Below are 15,392 nucleotides of genomic sequence, written 5' to 3'. Positions count from 1 at the left end.
GCTCAGGGGTGGGTTTACGCGTCTTCGGTGGCGGGGCCGCGGACTTCTTCAGCCGGGGATGCCTGGCCTTTGATGAAGAAGCTGCCGAAGTACACGATCAGTCCGGCCAGGAAGAAGCAGCCGGCCACGAAGCGCATCCAGTAGAACAGTGAGATGTTGTCCTGGGTGGCCATAAACGACAGTGCCTCGCCGCTTTCCGGAATCCGTTGCAGCCAGATCTGCAGGATGCCGGCGCCGGTCAGGAACAGGGTGATGAACACCATGGAGATGGTCATCAGCCAGAAGCCCCACATCTCCAGTATCTGGGCGGTATTGCTGTTGCCATAGGGGCGGCCGCGCATGATCGGCATGGCGTAGGAAATGATGGTCAGCACGATCATCACGTAGGCACCGTAGAAGGCCATGTGGCCGTGGGCAGCGGTGATCTGGCTGCCATGGGTGTAGTAGTTCACTGGGGCCAGGGTATGCAGGAAGCCCCACACGCCCGCGCCCAGGAACGCCATCACCGCCGTACCCATGGCCCAGAGCATGGCGGCCTTGTTCGGGTGATTGCGCCGGCGGCGGTTGATCATGTTGAAGGCGAACAGCACCATCATGAAGAACGGCAGCGGCTCCAGCGCGGAGAACACCGAACCCAGCCATAGCCAGTACTCGGGCGGACCGATCCAGAAGAAGTGGTGTCCGGTGCCTATGATGCCGGTGATCAGGGCCATGGCGATGATCACGTACAGCCACTTCTCGATCACTTCCCGGTCAACGCCGGTAATCTTGATCAGCACATAGGCCAGGATAGCCCCCATGATCAGTTCCCAGACACCCTCAACCCACAGGTGCACCACGAACCACCAGAAGTACTTGTCCAGGGTCAGGTTACCGGGGTTGTAGAAGGAGAACAGCCAGAGCACTGCAAGGCCGATCAGGCCGGTGATCAGCACAATGTTAACGACGGTTTTCCGGCCCTTCAGGGCGGTCATCATGATATTGAACAGGAACCCGACCACTACGAGCGCTATCCCGATCTTGGTGATGGTGGGCTGCTCAAGGAATTCGCGGCCCATGGTAGGCAGCAACTTGTTCATGGTGACATCCGCCAGGGTGGCGTAGTCCACGAACAGGTAACCGAGGATGGTCAGAGTGCCGGCGGCTGCGAACACCCAGAACAGGATCCAGGCCAGCAAAGGACTGTAGAGCTCCGTTTGTGCTTCTTCCGGCACCAGGTAGTAGGTGGCGCCCATGAAACCGAACAGCAGCCAGACAATCAGCAGGTTGGTGTGCACCATCCGGGCAACGTTGAAGGGAATTTCCGGGAACAGGAAGTCTCCCACCACGTACTGCAGACCCAGCACCAGGCCAAACACAATCTGGCCGGCGAACAGGATCAGGGCGAAGATAAAGTAGGGCATGGCGACCCGTTGGGACTCGTATTTCATGTCGTTTCTGCTCCCTCAGCCTTCAATGTTGGGTGGCCAGCCGTTATCGTCGATCTTGGACGTCCACTCCAGGAACGCCGCCAGATCCTCGATTTCCCGGTCGGTCAGATTGAATTGCGGCATCTGCCGGCGGCCCGGCACGTTGGTAGGCATGGCATTCATCCAGCCCTTCATGTAGGCCTTGAAGACCTCGGAGTCACTGGCACCCCGGCGGTCGAACACGTTGGCCAGCTCCGGTGCGAAGTAGGCGCCTTCGCCCATCAGGGAATGACAACCGACACAGTTGTTGTTTTCCCAGACATGTTTGCCCCGGACTACCTGCTCGGTGAGTTGGTCCCGGTTATCCCGTTCGGGCATGGCCCGTGATTGAGTATCAAAAGTCAGGGCCAGGAACAGCAATACAAAGAAGGCACTGCCTCCCAGGTAGATGTTCCTGGCCATGCTTTTGGTAAAGCGCTCGGCCATCGGTCTCTCTCCTTGGTCGTTGTGGAATACCTGACTACAGCACTAGGATATAAAGATGCATCTGAAATGCTGTTGATGATTATCAAGCATTACCGAATTTCACACTATTGCGCCGGGGAGTTACCTCCGGAGGGGTAGGTGATAGACTTCGCGCGCTGAACTTCAATCCTGTTGTCCGGAGTCCTCGATGGCCGCTGCACTGGCGCTATTCCTGAAGCTGATCCCCCTGTATGTCACGGTTGCCCTGGGCTGGATAGCCGGTCGTTTCCTGGAAGCCAGCGGCAAACATATCGCCGGGATCATGCTCTACATTGTCACGCCGTCGGTGGTGTTTTCCGGGGTGATGGCGGCGCCGCTGTCGCCAGAAGTGGTCCTGCTCCCGTTTCTGGTCTTCGCGATATCTTCAGTCCTTGGCATTGCCCAGTTGAAGCTGGCGAGGCGGGTGGTTACTGACGGCAGCGCCAGCATCATTCCCCTTTGTGTGGGCTCCGGGAATACCGGTTATTTCGGCGTGCCGGTGGCTCTGCTGCTGTTCGGGGAAGAGGGGCTGGGTCTGTATATCGTGTGTATGCTTGGCACCACGCTGTTCGAGAATTCGGTGGGGTTCTATCTGGCGGCACGGGGTCGTTACGATCTCAAGGATTCACTCTGGCGGGTGGTAAAGCTGCCTTCGGTATACGCGTTTCTCGCGGCGGTGGCGCTCAACCTGTCCGGGTTCCGGATCCCGGATATCTTTGTACCGCTGTTCGACAACCTGCGCGGCGCTTACAGCATCCTGGGCATGATGATCATTGGTATGAGCATTACCTCGTTCCGGGGACTGGCCGGCAATATCCGGTTCACCGGGCTGGCCTTCTTCGGCAAGTTCGTGGTCTGGCCGCTGGTGGCCATTCTGTTCTGGTGGCTGGATGCCAACATCCTGGGCATTTACGATACCGCCGTGCACCAGGCCATGTTCCTGATCTCTATCACACCGATCGCAGCCAACACCGTAGTGATTGCCACCTTGCTGGATACTGCGCCAAGGCAGGCGGCAGGCACGGTACTGCTGACCACCCTTTTTGCGCTGGCGTTTATCCCGGTAATGATTTCCCTCGCGTTCTAGAGCTCTTGGTGGCGGGCTCCATGGCGCCGGCCCGTGCCTCGAAGATGTCCTTGCGGGCATGGCGAACCACACTGATGCCGGCAGTAACCGCGAGGCTGCCCATGATGGCTGCCACCACCAGGTCCGGCCAGGCCGTGCCGGTGCCAAAGACACCCAGGGCAGCGCCCATGACCGCAATATTGCTGATGGCGTCGTTGCGGCTGCACAGCCACACCGAGCGCATGTCCGAGTCACCCTCCCGGAAGCGGAACAGCATGACGGCGACACTCACATTGGCTGCCAGCGCCAGCAGACCCACGGCGCCCATGGTCAGCGGTTCCGGCGTGATTCCGCTCTGGGCTACCCAGATGGCCCGGGCCCAGACTGCAAGGCCAAAGGTGGCCATGGTGAGACCCTTGATCATGGCGGCTCGGCCGCGCCAAAGCATGCCCATCGACAAGACGCTCAGGGAAAGGATGTAGTTGGCACTGTCGCCAAAGAAGTCGATGGCATCGGCCATCAATGAGACCGAGCCGGACTGGATGCTGGCAATACCCTCCACCAGGAACATGGCAAGGTTCACCCACAGGGCGATCCAGAGAGCCTTGCGGAAGCCGGGGGCGGGGGATTTGGGTTCGGGAGCCGAGCAACTGCAGGCCATGATGTCCTCCTGTGGTCAGTTGCCTATAGTAAAAACCCTGTAGCAGCTACAGGGTCAATCCCCGGAGTCGGGTCCCTGGAAATCGTCAGCTGTGGCCCTGGCCGTGGGTGCCAGGTACGTGGTTGTGGTCACTGGCCATGTCCAGTTTGTCGAGCTCGGAGGTCAGCCCTCCGAGTATGCCGCATTCGCTGACCGTGCCCCCGTCACTGCAGGCGGCCTGCAGCTTTTCCAGGGTCTGCTCCAGGCTTGCCAGCTCCTTCAGGCGCTCCCGCACATGATCCAGGTGACGCGCCAGCAGAGCATCCACATCACTGCAGTCCGCCTCAGGTTGTTCCGCCAGACGGATCAGTTCGCGGATCTCGTCCTGGGCCATATCGAGGTTACGACAGCGTTTGATGAACAGCAGCCGGTCCAGATGGGCCTGTCGGTAGCTGCGATAGCCGCTGGAATCACGGACCGGTTCGGGCAGAAGACCGATCTTCTCGTAATATCGGATGGTCTCTACGGGAATGCTCGCCTGTCTGGCAATGGCTCCGATTCTCAAGGCTCCCCTCCTTCAGGATTTGAGCGCCAGAATGCGCCGGGCACCGTCAAGTACGATCAGACCCACTATGGTGCCGACCACGAGGTCGGGATAGTTGGAACCGGTCCAGGCCACAAGGACGCCTGCTACGATAACCCCGAGATTAATGATCACGTCGTTGGCGGAGAAAATCCAGCTGGCTTTCATGTGGGCGCCACCATGCCGGTGCCTCGAGATCAGGATCAGACAGGTGCTGTTGGCCACCAGGGCAATCAGAGCCATCACCATCATTAGCGCCGATTCCGGCTCGCTGCCCAGCAGGAAACGCCGGCCCACTTCCAGCAGTACCCCGAGGGCCAGGATCAATTGCAGAACGCCGGCAAAATGGGCTGCGCGCACCTGCATCCGGAGGCTATGGGCAACGGCATACAGTGACAGACCATAGACAGCAGCATCGGCGAACATGTCGAGGGAATCTGCAATCAGGGCGGTGGACTGGGCGATTACGCCGATGGTCAGTTCCAGCACGAACATCACCGCATTGATGGCCAGCAGGATCTTCAGGGTGCCGGATTCTTCACCGGCACGAGTCGCCGCTACTGTGGCAGCTTCGATGGCGTCCGGATCCGCCGCGCGTGTCTCCTGCAGGGTTGCCCCCAGTCCCAGGGGCAGGAGCCTGTCAGTCACAGGTTGGGCTTCGCCGTCATGAAGCACCCGGAGCTGGCGATTTTCCAGATCGAATGACAGTCCGCCGATCTGCGCACAGCTGTCCAGCGCCATGCGAATCATCCGTTCTTCCGATGGGCAGTCCATTTTCGGAATACGGTACAGGCTGACCCATTCGCCGGATGTTACGGGCGCCGCCGGAGTTGGGGTCCCGGTATTGACTGACTTACAACCGCATTCACCACTTCCGGGTTCACTCATAAAACGAATTGCCCCACCCACTTTTTCAGGTTCACGTCCAGGGAATATCGATCAGGGCGCGAAGGCCGCCCCGAGCCCCGGTGTCAAACGTAAGTGTACCACCGTAACGTTCGGTGATTTCTCTGACGATGGCCAAGCCAAGTCCGTGGCCCGGAGTCTGTTCATCCAGCCGAAGCCCGCGGACACCGAGAGAAGGCACGGATTCGGAGTGAACTCCGGGGCCGTCATCCTCGACCCGCATGATCATTCGGCCGTCTTCCTCCAATAGTGAGAGCTCGACAGTCTTTTCCGACCACTTGCCCGCATTATCCAGCAGATTGCCGAGCACTTCGTTCAGATCGTGTTCCTCGAGCGGCCAACGCCGTTCCTCCATCAATTCGGAGGATAATTCGAAGGACTTTTCCGGATAGAGCCTGCCCAGCATCCAGAGAAGATCCCGTGCCTGCTTGACCGGGTAGGCGCTTTTCCCCACTTGAGGGCCGGCAAACCGGCTCCGGCGCATTTCCGCTTCAAGCTGTTTGTCGATATCCCCGAGTCGGGCCGCCATTTCGTGTCTGAGGGGGGCGTCCAGCGGGCGGCTGGTATCCTCCAGTATCTGCCGGGTTGCCGCGATGGGGGTTTTGACGCTGTGCGACAGATTCGCCAGCGCATCCCGGGAGCGTTCCAGTCGCTGGTCGAGGGAATCGAGCAATTGGTTGAGCTGTTGCACCAGGGGCTGGAACTCCTCCGGGGCCTGAACGGCAATACGAGAGATTTCGCCATCCTGAAGCCTTTTCAGAGCAGCCTTGAGGGTCACGACGGGCCGCATGGACAGGGTGATGCCCAGCCAGATCACCGCAACGAGCAGCACGATCAGAAGAATGGAGACAATGGCGGTCCACGCATGCAGCTCGGCCTGGCTGCGTTTCAGGGCGCCCAGATCTTCGGAGACAATCACGACAATGGGTGTGTCGCCAACCCGGAACGACGCCCTGTAGGCCAGGATACTGGAGGGGCTGTCCGCACTCCCTCTGCGATCGACCTGAGTGGCACCGTCCGGCCCGGACTCGAGCAAGGGCATCAGCAGAGGCGTCCAGGATTCCGGGGAAATGAGGGTGCGGAAGGGAGACTGGATGGCAAAGGAATGGTGAAAGACTTCCTGGAAATAGTCGCCGGTCTGGAGTGTGTCGATGCGACCGCCGGATTCCCGGATCTGGTGTTCAAGGAACGCGACCTCGTCCTTCAGTCGGCTTTCAACGAATTCCCTTGCCATCCGGTCCAGTAATAGCCCGTGTACCAGCCAGGCCAGAGCCATCAGGCCGATGCCGGCGGGTAACAGCAGGACGAGCAGGGTGCCCTTCACGGACACCGGCTTCTTAAACAGTGTCATTGAACAGATAACCCTGGCCCCGTCGTGTTGCGATGGTGTCCGGGCCCACCAGTTTCCTCAGGCGCCGGATGTAAGCCTCGATCACATTCTCGCTGGGGCTGTCGTTGAGGTTGTAAAGCTGCTCCATCAACTGTTCCTTGGAAAACACATGCCGGGGGCGGCTCATCAGGCAGCGGAGCAGTCGGAATTCGGTGCCGGTCAGAGTGTGCTCGGTGCCGTCGGCCAGTTTCAGGCTCTGGCGATTCTCATCCAGCTCGAACCGGCCCGCTTTCACCACCGAGTGAACCCTGCCTTCACTGCGGCGGACAATGGCATTGAGGCGGGCGATCAGTTCTTCGGTCTGGAAGGGTTTGGCCAGGTAATCGTCCGCGCCGGCCTTCAGGCCATTTACCTTGTCCTGCCAGTCGCCCCTGGCTGTCAGAATCAGGACCGGCAGGTTGATCTGGTTCGCACGCCATTTCCTCAATACATCCAGGCCGCTCCCGTCGGGCAACCCAAGATCCAGAACCACCGCCCGGTAGTCCTCCTGTTCTCCCAGCATCACAGCCTCCCGGACCATGGAGGTGATATCCACACTGAAGCCCGCTTTTTCAAGCTGGCGGGCCAGGCCATCGGCCAGCAAGCGGTCATCCTCAACAAGCAGTAGGCGCATGTTTCTTTTCCTTATCGGCGTCTTGTCGGCCGCGTCAGTGTCACTGACTTACCTGAATTCAGCCTGAACTCTAAATTGTTGGTCATTTTCAGAAAGGATTCAGGTTTGTGCGAGATGGTATCAATCGTTTCTTGGCATTGCTCAAGTTTCAGGGCAAGCCGACTGGCGTACTAACGCACATTATTTCACAGGAGAAGATGGGATGAATGCATCAAAGCTTTTTGTTGCGGCTGCGGCCATGTCGATGACCGCAACTACATTTGCCGCAGGCAGTCACGGTGGTGGTCATGGAAGCAGCATTGGTGAGCCCGGAAATGCAGGCGATGTTTCCCGCACCATCCAGGTGGAAATGCACGACAACTATTACGAACCCGAAGCCATCGAGGTTACTCGAGGCGAGACCGTGCGTTTCATGATCGAGAACAAGGGCAGACTGGTGCATGAATTCAATATCGGTACTCCCGATATGCACGAGGCCCATCGGGACGAAATGAAGATGATGGTCGAGCACGGCGTGATTCAGGGTGGCAAGCTCAATGAGGACATGATGAATATGGATATGGGTAACGGCCACACCATGAAGCATGATGATCCCAACAGCGTACTGCTCGAGCCGGGCCAGAAGAAGGAAATCATCTGGACCTTCAGCAGCAAGACCAACATGGAATTCGCCTGCAATATCCCTGGCCACTACCAATCCGGAATGTACGGTGACGTGAACTTCGATTCCGCAGCCGACACCCAGGCCCGCGCAGACTGATCCCGCCCGAGGACGATAAGAAGGGAGCACCACTTTTCCGGTGCTCCCGTTGCAGTATTCCAGGAGTAACCAACACATGAAAAACGCCCTTATGGCAGGGGCCCTCGGGCTCCTTATGCCTGTGATGGCCGCTGCCGGTGAGTACAGCCTCACCGTGGACCGCGTGATGATCGACACCGGTGACTTTGTGAAAGAGGGCATCGGCTACAACGGAGCCTCTCCCGGACCGGTACTCAGGTTCAAGGAAGGGGAGAGCGTGACGATCAATGTCACCAATAATCTGGATGAGCCGACCTCCATTCACTGGCACGGACTGATCCTGCCGTTCGAGCAGGATGGTGTGCCGGGTATCAGCTTTGAGGGTATCCAGCCCGGTGAGACGTTCACGTACGAGTTTCCCATCGTGCAGAGCGGCACCTACTGGTTCCACAGCCATTCCGGTTTTCAGGAGCCCAACGGCGCCTATGGTGCAATCGTGATCGAACCCGAGGGGCGCGAGCCCTTCCGGTACGACCGGGACTATGTGGTCCAGCTCACCGACAAACACCCGCACGATGCCAACCGGGTCATGCGTAACCTGAAGATGATGCCGGATTACTACAACCGTCAGCAGCAGACGGTCGGGGATTTCTTTGCCGATATCTCTAAGCACGGTTTCATGACCGCCCTGCAGGACCGTCTGGCCTGGGGCGACATGCGCATGATGAAGGCCGACGTGGAGGACGTTCAGGGTTTTACCGGCCTGATCAACGGCAAGGGGCCCGAGCAGAACTGGACCGGCGTATTCGAGCCGGGTGAACGCATCCGTCTTCGATTCATCAACTCGTCCGCCATGGCGTACTTTGATATCCGGATTCCGGGTCTGGAGATGACCGTGGTTCAGGCCGATGGCAATAACGTGCAGCCGGTTACCGTGGACGAGTTCCGTATCGGTGTGGCGGAAACCTACGATGTCATTGTCCGGCCGAAGACCGCCGAGGCCTACACCATCTTCGCCGAATCCATGGGGCGGTCGGGCTATGCGAGGGCGACTCTGGCGCCTGAGGAAGGCATGCAAGGGCCCGTGCCCGAACTGAGAGAGGCGCCATTGCTGACCATGGCCGATATGGGGGGCATGCATGGTATGGCCGATGGCGATATGGCGACCCGCGACGGTGCGGAAGACATGGACCATGGCAACATGAGCCAGGGTTCAATGGAACAGGCCAGTATGAATGGCAGCTCCGGCATGGCCGCTGACGCTGGCACTTCGATGGCCGGAATGGACCACTCGGGCATGGATCACGGTGCCATGATCATGGCCGAAAGTGGTGCCAGCGATCCCTTCTACGCGGAGGGTAGCGGCCTGGTGCCGGTGGCGGCGAATGGTGGCAAGTTCCTCTCGTACTCGGATTTGCGGGCCCAGAAGCCACTGTACGAGGAGCGGGAGCCCACCCGTGAAATCGAACTGCGCCTGACCGGCAACATGGAGCGGTATACCTGGAGTATTGACGGCGTCAAGTATGAGGACGCGGAACCATTGAAGCTGCAATACGGCGAGCGCGTCCGGTTCAAGTTTGTTAACGAAACCATGATGACGCATCCGATGCATCTGCATGGCATGTGGTCGATCCTCGATGTGGGGGCCGGGGAGTGGAACCCGGTTAAACACACCGTCAGCGTTCAACCGGGCACTACGGTCTATATGGAAACCGAGGTGGACGCGCCGGGCCAGTGGGCTTTCCATTGCCACCTGTCCTACCATGCCGCCTCCGGCATGTTCCGCAAGGTCGTGGTCGAGGGTGGTCCGGACCAGGGCAACACCGCCGGCGTTGAAGTTGCGAATGACGGAGGTGATGCATGAGGACTTTGACCCTGTCTGCGCTTGCACTGGCATTGACGTTGCCATCGTTGCCCGTGCTGGGCAGTGATATGCCGCAGGACCAGTCCGGCCGGAAGGACGCGCTGAGCCTCTGGGGTGTCCAGTTCGAGGAACTGGAATATCGTTACAGTGACGATGACGAGGAACTGGGGGTCTGGAACGGCGATGCCTTCTACGGCACTGATGAACTCAAGTTCCGCTGGCTGACTAAAGGTGAGTACGCGATCGAAGAAGAGGCCTATGAGAAGCTGGAAAACCAGTTGCTCCTGCAGACGCCGGTTTCCAGCTTCTTCGACGCCAAGGCCGGCGTGCGCTTCGACACGCCCGAGGGCCCGGACCGTACCTATGGGGTGTTGGGGCTGACCGGCCTGGCTCCGCACTGGTTCGAGGTGGATGCCAGCCTGTATGTCAGTGACGAAGGCGATACTTCGGCGGAGTTTGATGCCGAGTACGAGCTGCTGTTCACCAATCACCTGATCCTGTCTGCTGCACTGGATGCCACTGTTGCTTTCAGTGAAGACCGGGAAATTGGTGTGGGCAAGGGGCTGGTTTCTACAGAAACCGGGCTCCGGTTGAGCTATGACCTGGTTGACCGGTCCTTCTCGCCCTACCTGGGCGTGGTCCACGAACGCAAATATGGCGACACCGCCGACTTTGCGGAAGCAGAAGGGGGAGGCACCGAGGACTGGTTCGCCGTTATCGGAGCCAGAGTCTCGTTCTGAGTCCGCCTCTGACGCTCCAGCTAACGGGCCGAGGGTACCCCCCTCGGCCCGTTTTTTGTTGCTGACAAGTTGATGTGGGTCAACCGGGGGCGGTTGAGGCAGCTGATTTTCAGCCGCAATTCAGCTTCGGATGTTGTGATGAGGTCAAAGCAAGCAGGTTGGGAGGTGAATGCCATGATCAAAGCTCACAAAGCAACCAGTCAGGAACCCTTTCTTCTCCACAGGAAATTGCCCGTTGAGGGGCTGGGTGAGAGTCAGTGGGAGGATTTCATTCACGAACTGAATCACCACCCCTGCGTGGACTTCGCCGAGCGCAAGCCGGGCAACCGTCTATTCGTGACCTATGATGGAAGTCATTGGTCCATCGATGAGTTGCTCGATCTGGTTGCAGGCTATGACGGGAGGCTTCCCGGAGGCTGGTGGACGCGCAGGAAACTGGCCTGGTACCGGTTTACCGATGACAACGTCCGGGCCAATGCCAATCACGAGCCATTCTGTTGTTCGAAGATTCCGCCAATGAAACGAAAGTGACAGGAGGTTGAATGGGCAGTGAGCAGGACAGAACCACCCATTATCAGGAAGGAAGTCTGACGCTTCCCGGAACCGTGATGCTGGGAACCGGCGTCATGATTGGCGCCGGTATCTTCGCACTGACCGGCCAGATGGCCCAGATGACGGGTGTGCTGTTTCCGCTGGCCTTTCTGGCGGCTGCGGTCATCGTGGCCTTCAGCGCATACTCCTATATCAAGATCTCCAATGCCTGGCCATCCGCCGGAGGCATTGGTATGTATCTGCACAAAGCCTACGGGAACCGCTTGCCAACTGCGTTCAACGCCTTGCTGATGTATTTCTCGATGGTGATTGCCCAGAGTTTTCTGGCGCGTACTTTCGGTTCCTACACCATGCAGTTGTTCGGCGGCGACGAAAGCGGACGCATGGTACCCATTCTCGGCGTATCGCTGATCCTGGGGGCTTTTCTGATCAACCTGCTGGGTAACCGGATGATCCAGGGAGTGGCCTCCTTCATCGGCATTCTGAAAATAGGGGGGATACTGGTTTTCGGGCTGGTGGGTGTCTGGATCGCCGACAGCATATCGGTTGATTTCTCCACACCGGGAGAAGCGGGAACCGCTGGTAATTTCCTGGGTGCCACCGCGCTCGGGATACTGGCCTTCAAGGGTTTCACCACCATCACCAACAGTGGCTCCGAGGTGAAGGATCCGCACCGGAACGTGGGGCGCGCTATCGTTATTTCCATTGCAGCCTGTGTGGTGATCTACACCCTGGTTGGCTTTGCCGTTGCCAGCAATCTTTCACTGGCTGAAATCATTGAGACCCGGGACTACTCCCTTGCTGCAGCCGCACGCCCGGCACTGGGGGATTATGGTGTCTGGTTCACGGTTGCCATCGCCATGATGGCCACCGCCGGTGGCATTCTGGCCAGTATCTTCGCTGTCTCGCGCATGTTGGCCATGCTGACGGAGATGAAGCTGGTGCCCCACAGTCATTTCGGCATGCCGGGAACCATCCAGAAGCACACGCTGGTCTACACTGTGGTCCTGGGGCTGATCCTCACGGCCTTTTTTGATCTTTCCCGCATTGCGGCTTTGGGGATCGTCTTCTACCTGGTCATGGATATTGCCATTCACTGGGGCGTGCTTCGGTATCTGCGGGCAGATGTGAAGGCAAGCGTCTGGGTGCCGGCGACGGCGATCATTCTGGATATGCTGGCACTTGGTGGTTTTGTCTGGGTGAAACTGAACACCGATCCTTTTGTTATCGGTGTGGCCGTGGCAACGATGGCCGTGATTGCCATTGTCGAGCAGCTGTTCCTGACCAGAACTGCGCGCACCCGGGAATCCGGGCATGAGGGAACTCAGGTGCATCATCACCATTAATAGGTTATCGACCTGGAGAGCAGTACCATGATGGGAAATGGAGCGTTTGGTAATACCATGTTTTATAACACGATGTGGGCCGGACACTGGTTGTGGATGCTGGTGATCGGCATTGTGGTCGTCATACCGGCCTGGCGTATTTGCCAGCGCACGGGATATCCGGGCTGGATGGGCATTCTGATACTGATTCCAGTGGTTAATCTTTTCCTGCTTTATTTTCTTGCGTTTTCTGAATGGCCCGCGGATAAACAAGGGGGGCCGGATGCCTGAGCACCAGCACGCTCACCATGCGCACCACGGTGAAGGGGAAAGTGGAGAGCACCTCGCCAAGGACCCGGTTTGCGGAATGTCCGTAGACCCCCACACGGCCGAGCATCGAAGTCAGCACGGTGGAAAAACCTGGTATTTTTGCTCGTCACGCTGCCAGTCGAAATTCGACGAGGACCCCGAACAATACCTCGGCGGGCAACCGCAACAGGAAGAGGCCGTGCCGCCGGGCACTATCTACACCTGCCCGATGCATCCCGAAATTCGCCAGCAGGGACCGGGAGACTGCCCCATCTGTGGTATGGCTCTGGAGCTCGAGCAGGTGAGCCTGGATGATGGGCCATCCGCAGAGCTTACGGACATGACCCGCCGGTTCTGGATTGGACTGGTTCTGACTCTGCCGGTGCTGGTGCTTGAAATGGGCGGGCACCTGACCGGGCTTGATCACATTGTCGCCCCTCAGATATCCAACTGGATCCAGTTGGTGCTGGCAACACCGGTTGTTATGTGGTGTGGCTGGCCGTTCTTTGTCCGGGGCTGGAAGTCCGTGGTCAGTCGCAACCTGAACATGTTCACGTTGATTGCCATCGGTACCGGCGTGGCGTTGATATATAGCCTGGTGGCGACCCTTGCCCCTCAGGTTTTCCCGGCAGCCTTTCGGCAGGAGGATGGCTCGGTTGCCGTCTATTTCGAGGCCGCGGCGGTCATTGTGGTGCTGGTCTTACTGGGGCAGGTGCTGGAACTCCGGGCCCGGGAAAAAACCTCGGGTGCCATCAAGGCCTTGCTGGATCTGGCGCCGGCAACCGCCAGGAAACTGGACGATGCGGGCGGTGAGTCCGATGTGTCGCTTGATCAGGTCAAGGTTGGCGACCGCCTTCGGGTTCGGCCCGGAGACAAGGTGCCACTGGACGGAGAGGTGCTTGAGGGCAGCTCCAATGTGGACGAATCCATGGTCACTGGTGAGCCTTTGGCGGTCAGCAAGAAATCGGGAGATCAGGTGATTGGCGGCAGCATCAACCAGCAGGGCAGCTTTATCATGCGGGCCGACAAGGTTGGCCGGGACACCATGCTGTCACAGATTGTGCAGATGGTGGCGAGCGCCCAGCGCAGCCGCGCGCCCATTCAGGGCCTGGCCGACAAGGTCGCGGGCTATTTTGTGCCGGCCGTGATCCTGATCGCCATTATCGCCTTTATCGTCTGGTCCGTCTTCGGGCCCACGCCGCCCATGGCCTTCGGGCTGATTGCCGCTGTGAGCGTGTTGATCATCGCCTGCCCCTGTGCCCTGGGGCTGGCCACGCCCATGTCGATCATGGTCGGCGTCGGCCGGGGTGCCCAGAGTGGTGTGCTGATACGGGACGCGGAAGCTCTGGAGCGCATGGAAAAGGTGGATACGGTTGTGGTGGACAAAACCGGCACACTGACAGAAGGCAAACCTCAGGTCACAAAGCTGGTTCCTGCCGAGGGATTCAGCGAGGAAGAACTCATGCGGTTTGCCGGCGGCCTGGAAAAGGGCAGTGAGCACCCGCTGGCCCATGCCATTCTCGACAAAGCCGGGGCCATGGACCTGACGCTGCCAGAGGCTGAGGGTTTCGATTCCCCGAATGGCAAAGGCGTGACCGGAAAGATCGATGGGCAGCAGGTACTGATTGGCAACCGGCTGTTGATGGAATCCGAAGGCGTCAATACCTCGGATTTTGAGTCTGAAGCCGACCAGCTCCGCAGGGATGGGGCTACGGTGATTTTCGCAGCCGTTGACGGAAAGGTTTGCGGGTTGCTTGCCATTGCCGATCCGGTGAAAGAAACCACCGAAGCGGCCATAACGGCACTACAGAAGGATGGCATCCGTGTCGTCATGCTGACCGGCGATAACCGAACATCGGCTGAGGCCGTTGCCCGCAAACTGCACATTGACGAAGTGGAGGCGGAAGTCCTGCCGGAGGACAAGGGCAAGATCGTTCAGCGCCTGAAAGATGAGGGCCGTATTGTGGTCATGGCCGGCGATGGCGTAAACGACGCACCCGCATTGGCAACGGCGGATGTGGGTGTGGCCATGGGCACAGGTACGGATGTCGCGATCGAAAGCGCCGGTATTACACTGCTCCGGGGAGACCTGATGGGCATTGTGGAAGCCCGCCGGCTGTCTCTGGCGACCATGCGCAACATCCGGCAGAACCTGTTTTTTGCCTTTATCTACAACTCTGCCGGCGTCCCGATCGCCGCCGGGGTGTTGTATCCGTTTGCGGGCATCCTGCTGTCCCCGATTTTCGCGGCGGCGGCCATGTCGCTGTCTTCGGTCAGCGTGATTGTCAACGCACTGCGTTTGCGAGTGGTCAGGCTGGGACCGGGCCACTGAACTTTTCTCTCACAGGAGATAACCATGTCATACACGATCAACCGTCTCATCAAGAATGTCGATTTTGAGGATGTGGACCAGAGAGCGCGGCAGGCCCTGGGGGACCACGGCTTCGGCGTGCTGACCGAGATCGACGTCAAGGCCACCATGAAGAAAAAGCTCGACAAGGACATGTCTGCCTACCGGATTCTGGGGGCCTGTAATCCCGGTATGGCCTGGGAAGCCATTGGCGTGGAGCCCCGCGTCGGTGCCATGCTGCCGTGCAACGTGATTCTCAGGGAAGTTTCGGACGGCGTGGAGGTCAGTGCCGTTGATCCTGTGGCGTCCATGACGGCCATTGATAATGACGAGCTCAAGCAGGTTGCCGGGAAAGTCAGAGACATGCTGTCTGAGGTTGTCGAGGCGATCTGACCGATGGCC

Annotated in this window: 16 protein-coding genes; 9 read left to right on the top strand and 7 right to left on the bottom strand. The window is 58.9% G+C overall.

The window, feature by feature from the left end; genetic code table 11:
• Positions 1 to 14: 14 nt before the first annotated feature.
• Positions 15 to 1,430 (bottom strand): cbb3-type cytochrome c oxidase subunit I, encoded by a 1,416-nt coding sequence (locus tag ACQUTG_RS02720; RefSeq protein ID WP_428917922.1) that lies wholly within the window; start codon positions 1,428 to 1,430, stop codon positions 15 to 17.
• Between the two features lie 15 nt (positions 1,431 to 1,445).
• Positions 1,446 to 1,895, bottom strand: coding sequence for a c-type cytochrome (locus tag ACQUTG_RS02715; RefSeq protein WP_428917921.1), 450 nt, complete (start codon positions 1,893 to 1,895; stop codon positions 1,446 to 1,448).
• A gap of 187 nt (positions 1,896 to 2,082) precedes the next feature.
• Here ACQUTG_RS02715 and ACQUTG_RS02710 point away from each other — a divergent pair, with 187 nt between their 5' ends.
• Entirely contained in the window at positions 2,083 to 3,000 is a 918-nt protein-coding gene (locus ACQUTG_RS02710) for an AEC family transporter (protein ID WP_428917920.1), read from the top strand.
• Here ACQUTG_RS02710 and ACQUTG_RS02705 read toward each other — a convergent pair.
• From ACQUTG_RS02705 to ACQUTG_RS02685, 5 genes are all read right to left on the bottom strand, one after another.
• Complete coding sequence (locus ACQUTG_RS02705; RefSeq protein ID WP_428917919.1) at positions 2,969 to 3,640, bottom strand: cation transporter; 672 nt, start codon at positions 3,638 to 3,640, stop codon at positions 2,969 to 2,971. The two genes, ACQUTG_RS02710 and ACQUTG_RS02705, sit on opposite strands and share 32 nt — an antisense overlap.
• An 85-nt stretch (positions 3,641 to 3,725) precedes the next feature.
• The gene (gene cadR / locus ACQUTG_RS02700) at positions 3,726 to 4,184 is read right to left on the bottom strand and encodes a Cd(II)/Pb(II)-responsive transcriptional regulator (protein ID WP_273167934.1); all 459 of its coding nucleotides are present in this window, start codon (positions 4,182 to 4,184) and stop codon (positions 3,726 to 3,728) included.
• Positions 4,185 to 4,196: 12 nt separating this feature from the next.
• Entirely contained in the window at positions 4,197 to 5,090 is an 894-nt protein-coding gene (locus ACQUTG_RS02695) for a cation transporter (RefSeq protein WP_273167936.1), read from the bottom strand.
• A 31-nt stretch (positions 5,091 to 5,121) separates the two neighbouring features.
• Complete coding sequence (locus tag ACQUTG_RS02690) at positions 5,122 to 6,459, bottom strand: ATP-binding protein (RefSeq protein WP_273167938.1); 1,338 nt, start codon at positions 6,457 to 6,459, stop codon at positions 5,122 to 5,124.
• Positions 6,446 to 7,111 carry a response regulator transcription factor gene (locus tag ACQUTG_RS02685; RefSeq protein WP_273167940.1) on the bottom strand — a complete coding sequence of 222 codons (666 nt, stop codon included), beginning with the start codon at positions 7,109 to 7,111 and terminating at the stop codon, positions 6,446 to 6,448. The genes ACQUTG_RS02690 and ACQUTG_RS02685 overlap by 14 nt, the downstream gene beginning before the upstream one ends.
• Positions 7,112 to 7,313: 202 nt before the next feature.
• Between ACQUTG_RS02685 and ACQUTG_RS02680 the strand changes: the two genes are divergently transcribed.
• The 8 genes from ACQUTG_RS02680 to ACQUTG_RS02645 all read left to right on the top strand — a co-directional run bounded on the left by ACQUTG_RS02680 (position 7,314) and on the right by ACQUTG_RS02645 (position 15,383).
• Positions 7,314 to 7,871 carry a cupredoxin domain-containing protein gene (locus ACQUTG_RS02680; protein ID WP_113864087.1) on the top strand — a complete coding sequence of 186 codons (558 nt, stop codon included), beginning with the start codon at positions 7,314 to 7,316 and terminating at the stop codon, positions 7,869 to 7,871.
• Positions 7,872 to 7,947: 76 nt separating this feature from the next.
• Positions 7,948 to 9,714 (top strand): copper resistance system multicopper oxidase, encoded by a 1,767-nt coding sequence (locus tag ACQUTG_RS02675; RefSeq protein WP_428917918.1) that lies wholly within the window; start codon positions 7,948 to 7,950, stop codon positions 9,712 to 9,714.
• A gap of 68 nt (positions 9,715 to 9,782) precedes the next feature.
• Complete coding sequence (locus ACQUTG_RS02670) at positions 9,783 to 10,454, top strand: copper resistance protein B (protein WP_099614202.1); 672 nt, start codon at positions 9,783 to 9,785, stop codon at positions 10,452 to 10,454.
• A 174-nt stretch (positions 10,455 to 10,628) separates the two neighbouring features.
• Positions 10,629 to 10,985, top strand: a complete 357-nt coding sequence (locus ACQUTG_RS02665; RefSeq protein WP_428917917.1) for a hypothetical protein — start codon at positions 10,629 to 10,631, stop codon at positions 10,983 to 10,985.
• Between the two features lie 11 nt (positions 10,986 to 10,996).
• The gene (locus tag ACQUTG_RS02660; RefSeq protein ID WP_113864085.1) at positions 10,997 to 12,352 is read left to right on the top strand and encodes an APC family permease; all 1,356 of its coding nucleotides are present in this window, start codon (positions 10,997 to 10,999) and stop codon (positions 12,350 to 12,352) included.
• Positions 12,353 to 12,379: 27 nt separating this feature from the next.
• A complete protein-coding gene (locus ACQUTG_RS02655) occupies positions 12,380 to 12,622 on the top strand; it encodes a hypothetical protein (protein WP_170003631.1) in 243 nt (80 codons plus the stop codon).
• Positions 12,615 to 14,972, top strand: a complete 2,358-nt coding sequence (locus ACQUTG_RS02650; RefSeq protein WP_428917916.1) for a heavy metal translocating P-type ATPase — start codon at positions 12,615 to 12,617, stop codon at positions 14,970 to 14,972. The genes ACQUTG_RS02655 and ACQUTG_RS02650 overlap by 8 nt, the downstream gene beginning before the upstream one ends.
• 24 nt (positions 14,973 to 14,996) lie before the next feature.
• A complete protein-coding gene (locus ACQUTG_RS02645; RefSeq protein ID WP_099613909.1) occupies positions 14,997 to 15,383 on the top strand; it encodes a DUF302 domain-containing protein in 387 nt (128 codons plus the stop codon).
• Positions 15,384 to 15,392 lie beyond the last annotated feature (9 nt).

It is taken from the genome of Marinobacter sp. DUT-1, from assembly GCF_050379415.1.
Lineage (GTDB): Bacteria > Pseudomonadota > Gammaproteobacteria > Pseudomonadales > Oleiphilaceae > Marinobacter.
Note: the sequence above shows the minus strand (reverse complement) of the source record. Positions and strands in the feature narration are given on the sequence as shown.

What these genes read in the sequence shown, in the direction of transcription:
- ACQUTG_RS02720 (WP_428917922.1), bottom strand. Translation starts at nt 1,430, where the DNA reads ATGAAATACGAGTCCCAACGGGTCGCCATGCCCTACTTTATCTTCGCC.
- ACQUTG_RS02715 (WP_428917921.1), bottom strand. Translation starts at nt 1,895, where the DNA reads ATGGCCGAGCGCTTTACCAAAAGCATGGCCAGGAACATCTACCTGGGA.
- ACQUTG_RS02710 (WP_428917920.1), top strand. Translation starts at nt 2,083, where the DNA reads ATGGCCGCTGCACTGGCGCTATTCCTGAAGCTGATCCCCCTGTATGTC.
- ACQUTG_RS02705 (WP_428917919.1), bottom strand. Translation starts at nt 3,640, where the DNA reads ATGGCCTGCAGTTGCTCGGCTCCCGAACCCAAATCCCCCGCCCCCGGC.
- ACQUTG_RS02695 (WP_273167936.1), bottom strand. Translation starts at nt 5,090, where the DNA reads ATGAGTGAACCCGGAAGTGGTGAATGCGGTTGTAAGTCAGTCAATACC.
- ACQUTG_RS02690 (WP_273167938.1), bottom strand. Translation starts at nt 6,459, where the DNA reads ATGACACTGTTTAAGAAGCCGGTGTCCGTGAAGGGCACCCTGCTCGTC.
- ACQUTG_RS02685 (WP_273167940.1), bottom strand. Translation starts at nt 7,111, where the DNA reads ATGCGCCTACTGCTTGTTGAGGATGACCGCTTGCTGGCCGATGGCCTG.
- ACQUTG_RS02680 (WP_113864087.1), top strand. Translation starts at nt 7,314, where the DNA reads ATGAATGCATCAAAGCTTTTTGTTGCGGCTGCGGCCATGTCGATGACC.
- ACQUTG_RS02675 (WP_428917918.1), top strand. Translation starts at nt 7,948, where the DNA reads ATGAAAAACGCCCTTATGGCAGGGGCCCTCGGGCTCCTTATGCCTGTG.
- ACQUTG_RS02670 (WP_099614202.1), top strand. Translation starts at nt 9,783, where the DNA reads ATGCCGCAGGACCAGTCCGGCCGGAAGGACGCGCTGAGCCTCTGGGGT.
- ACQUTG_RS02665 (WP_428917917.1), top strand. Translation starts at nt 10,629, where the DNA reads ATGATCAAAGCTCACAAAGCAACCAGTCAGGAACCCTTTCTTCTCCAC.
- ACQUTG_RS02660 (WP_113864085.1), top strand. Translation starts at nt 10,997, where the DNA reads ATGGGCAGTGAGCAGGACAGAACCACCCATTATCAGGAAGGAAGTCTG.
- ACQUTG_RS02655 (WP_170003631.1), top strand. Translation starts at nt 12,380, where the DNA reads ATGATGGGAAATGGAGCGTTTGGTAATACCATGTTTTATAACACGATG.
- ACQUTG_RS02650 (WP_428917916.1), top strand. Translation starts at nt 12,615, where the DNA reads ATGCCTGAGCACCAGCACGCTCACCATGCGCACCACGGTGAAGGGGAA.
- ACQUTG_RS02645 (WP_099613909.1), top strand. Translation starts at nt 14,997, where the DNA reads ATGTCATACACGATCAACCGTCTCATCAAGAATGTCGATTTTGAGGAT.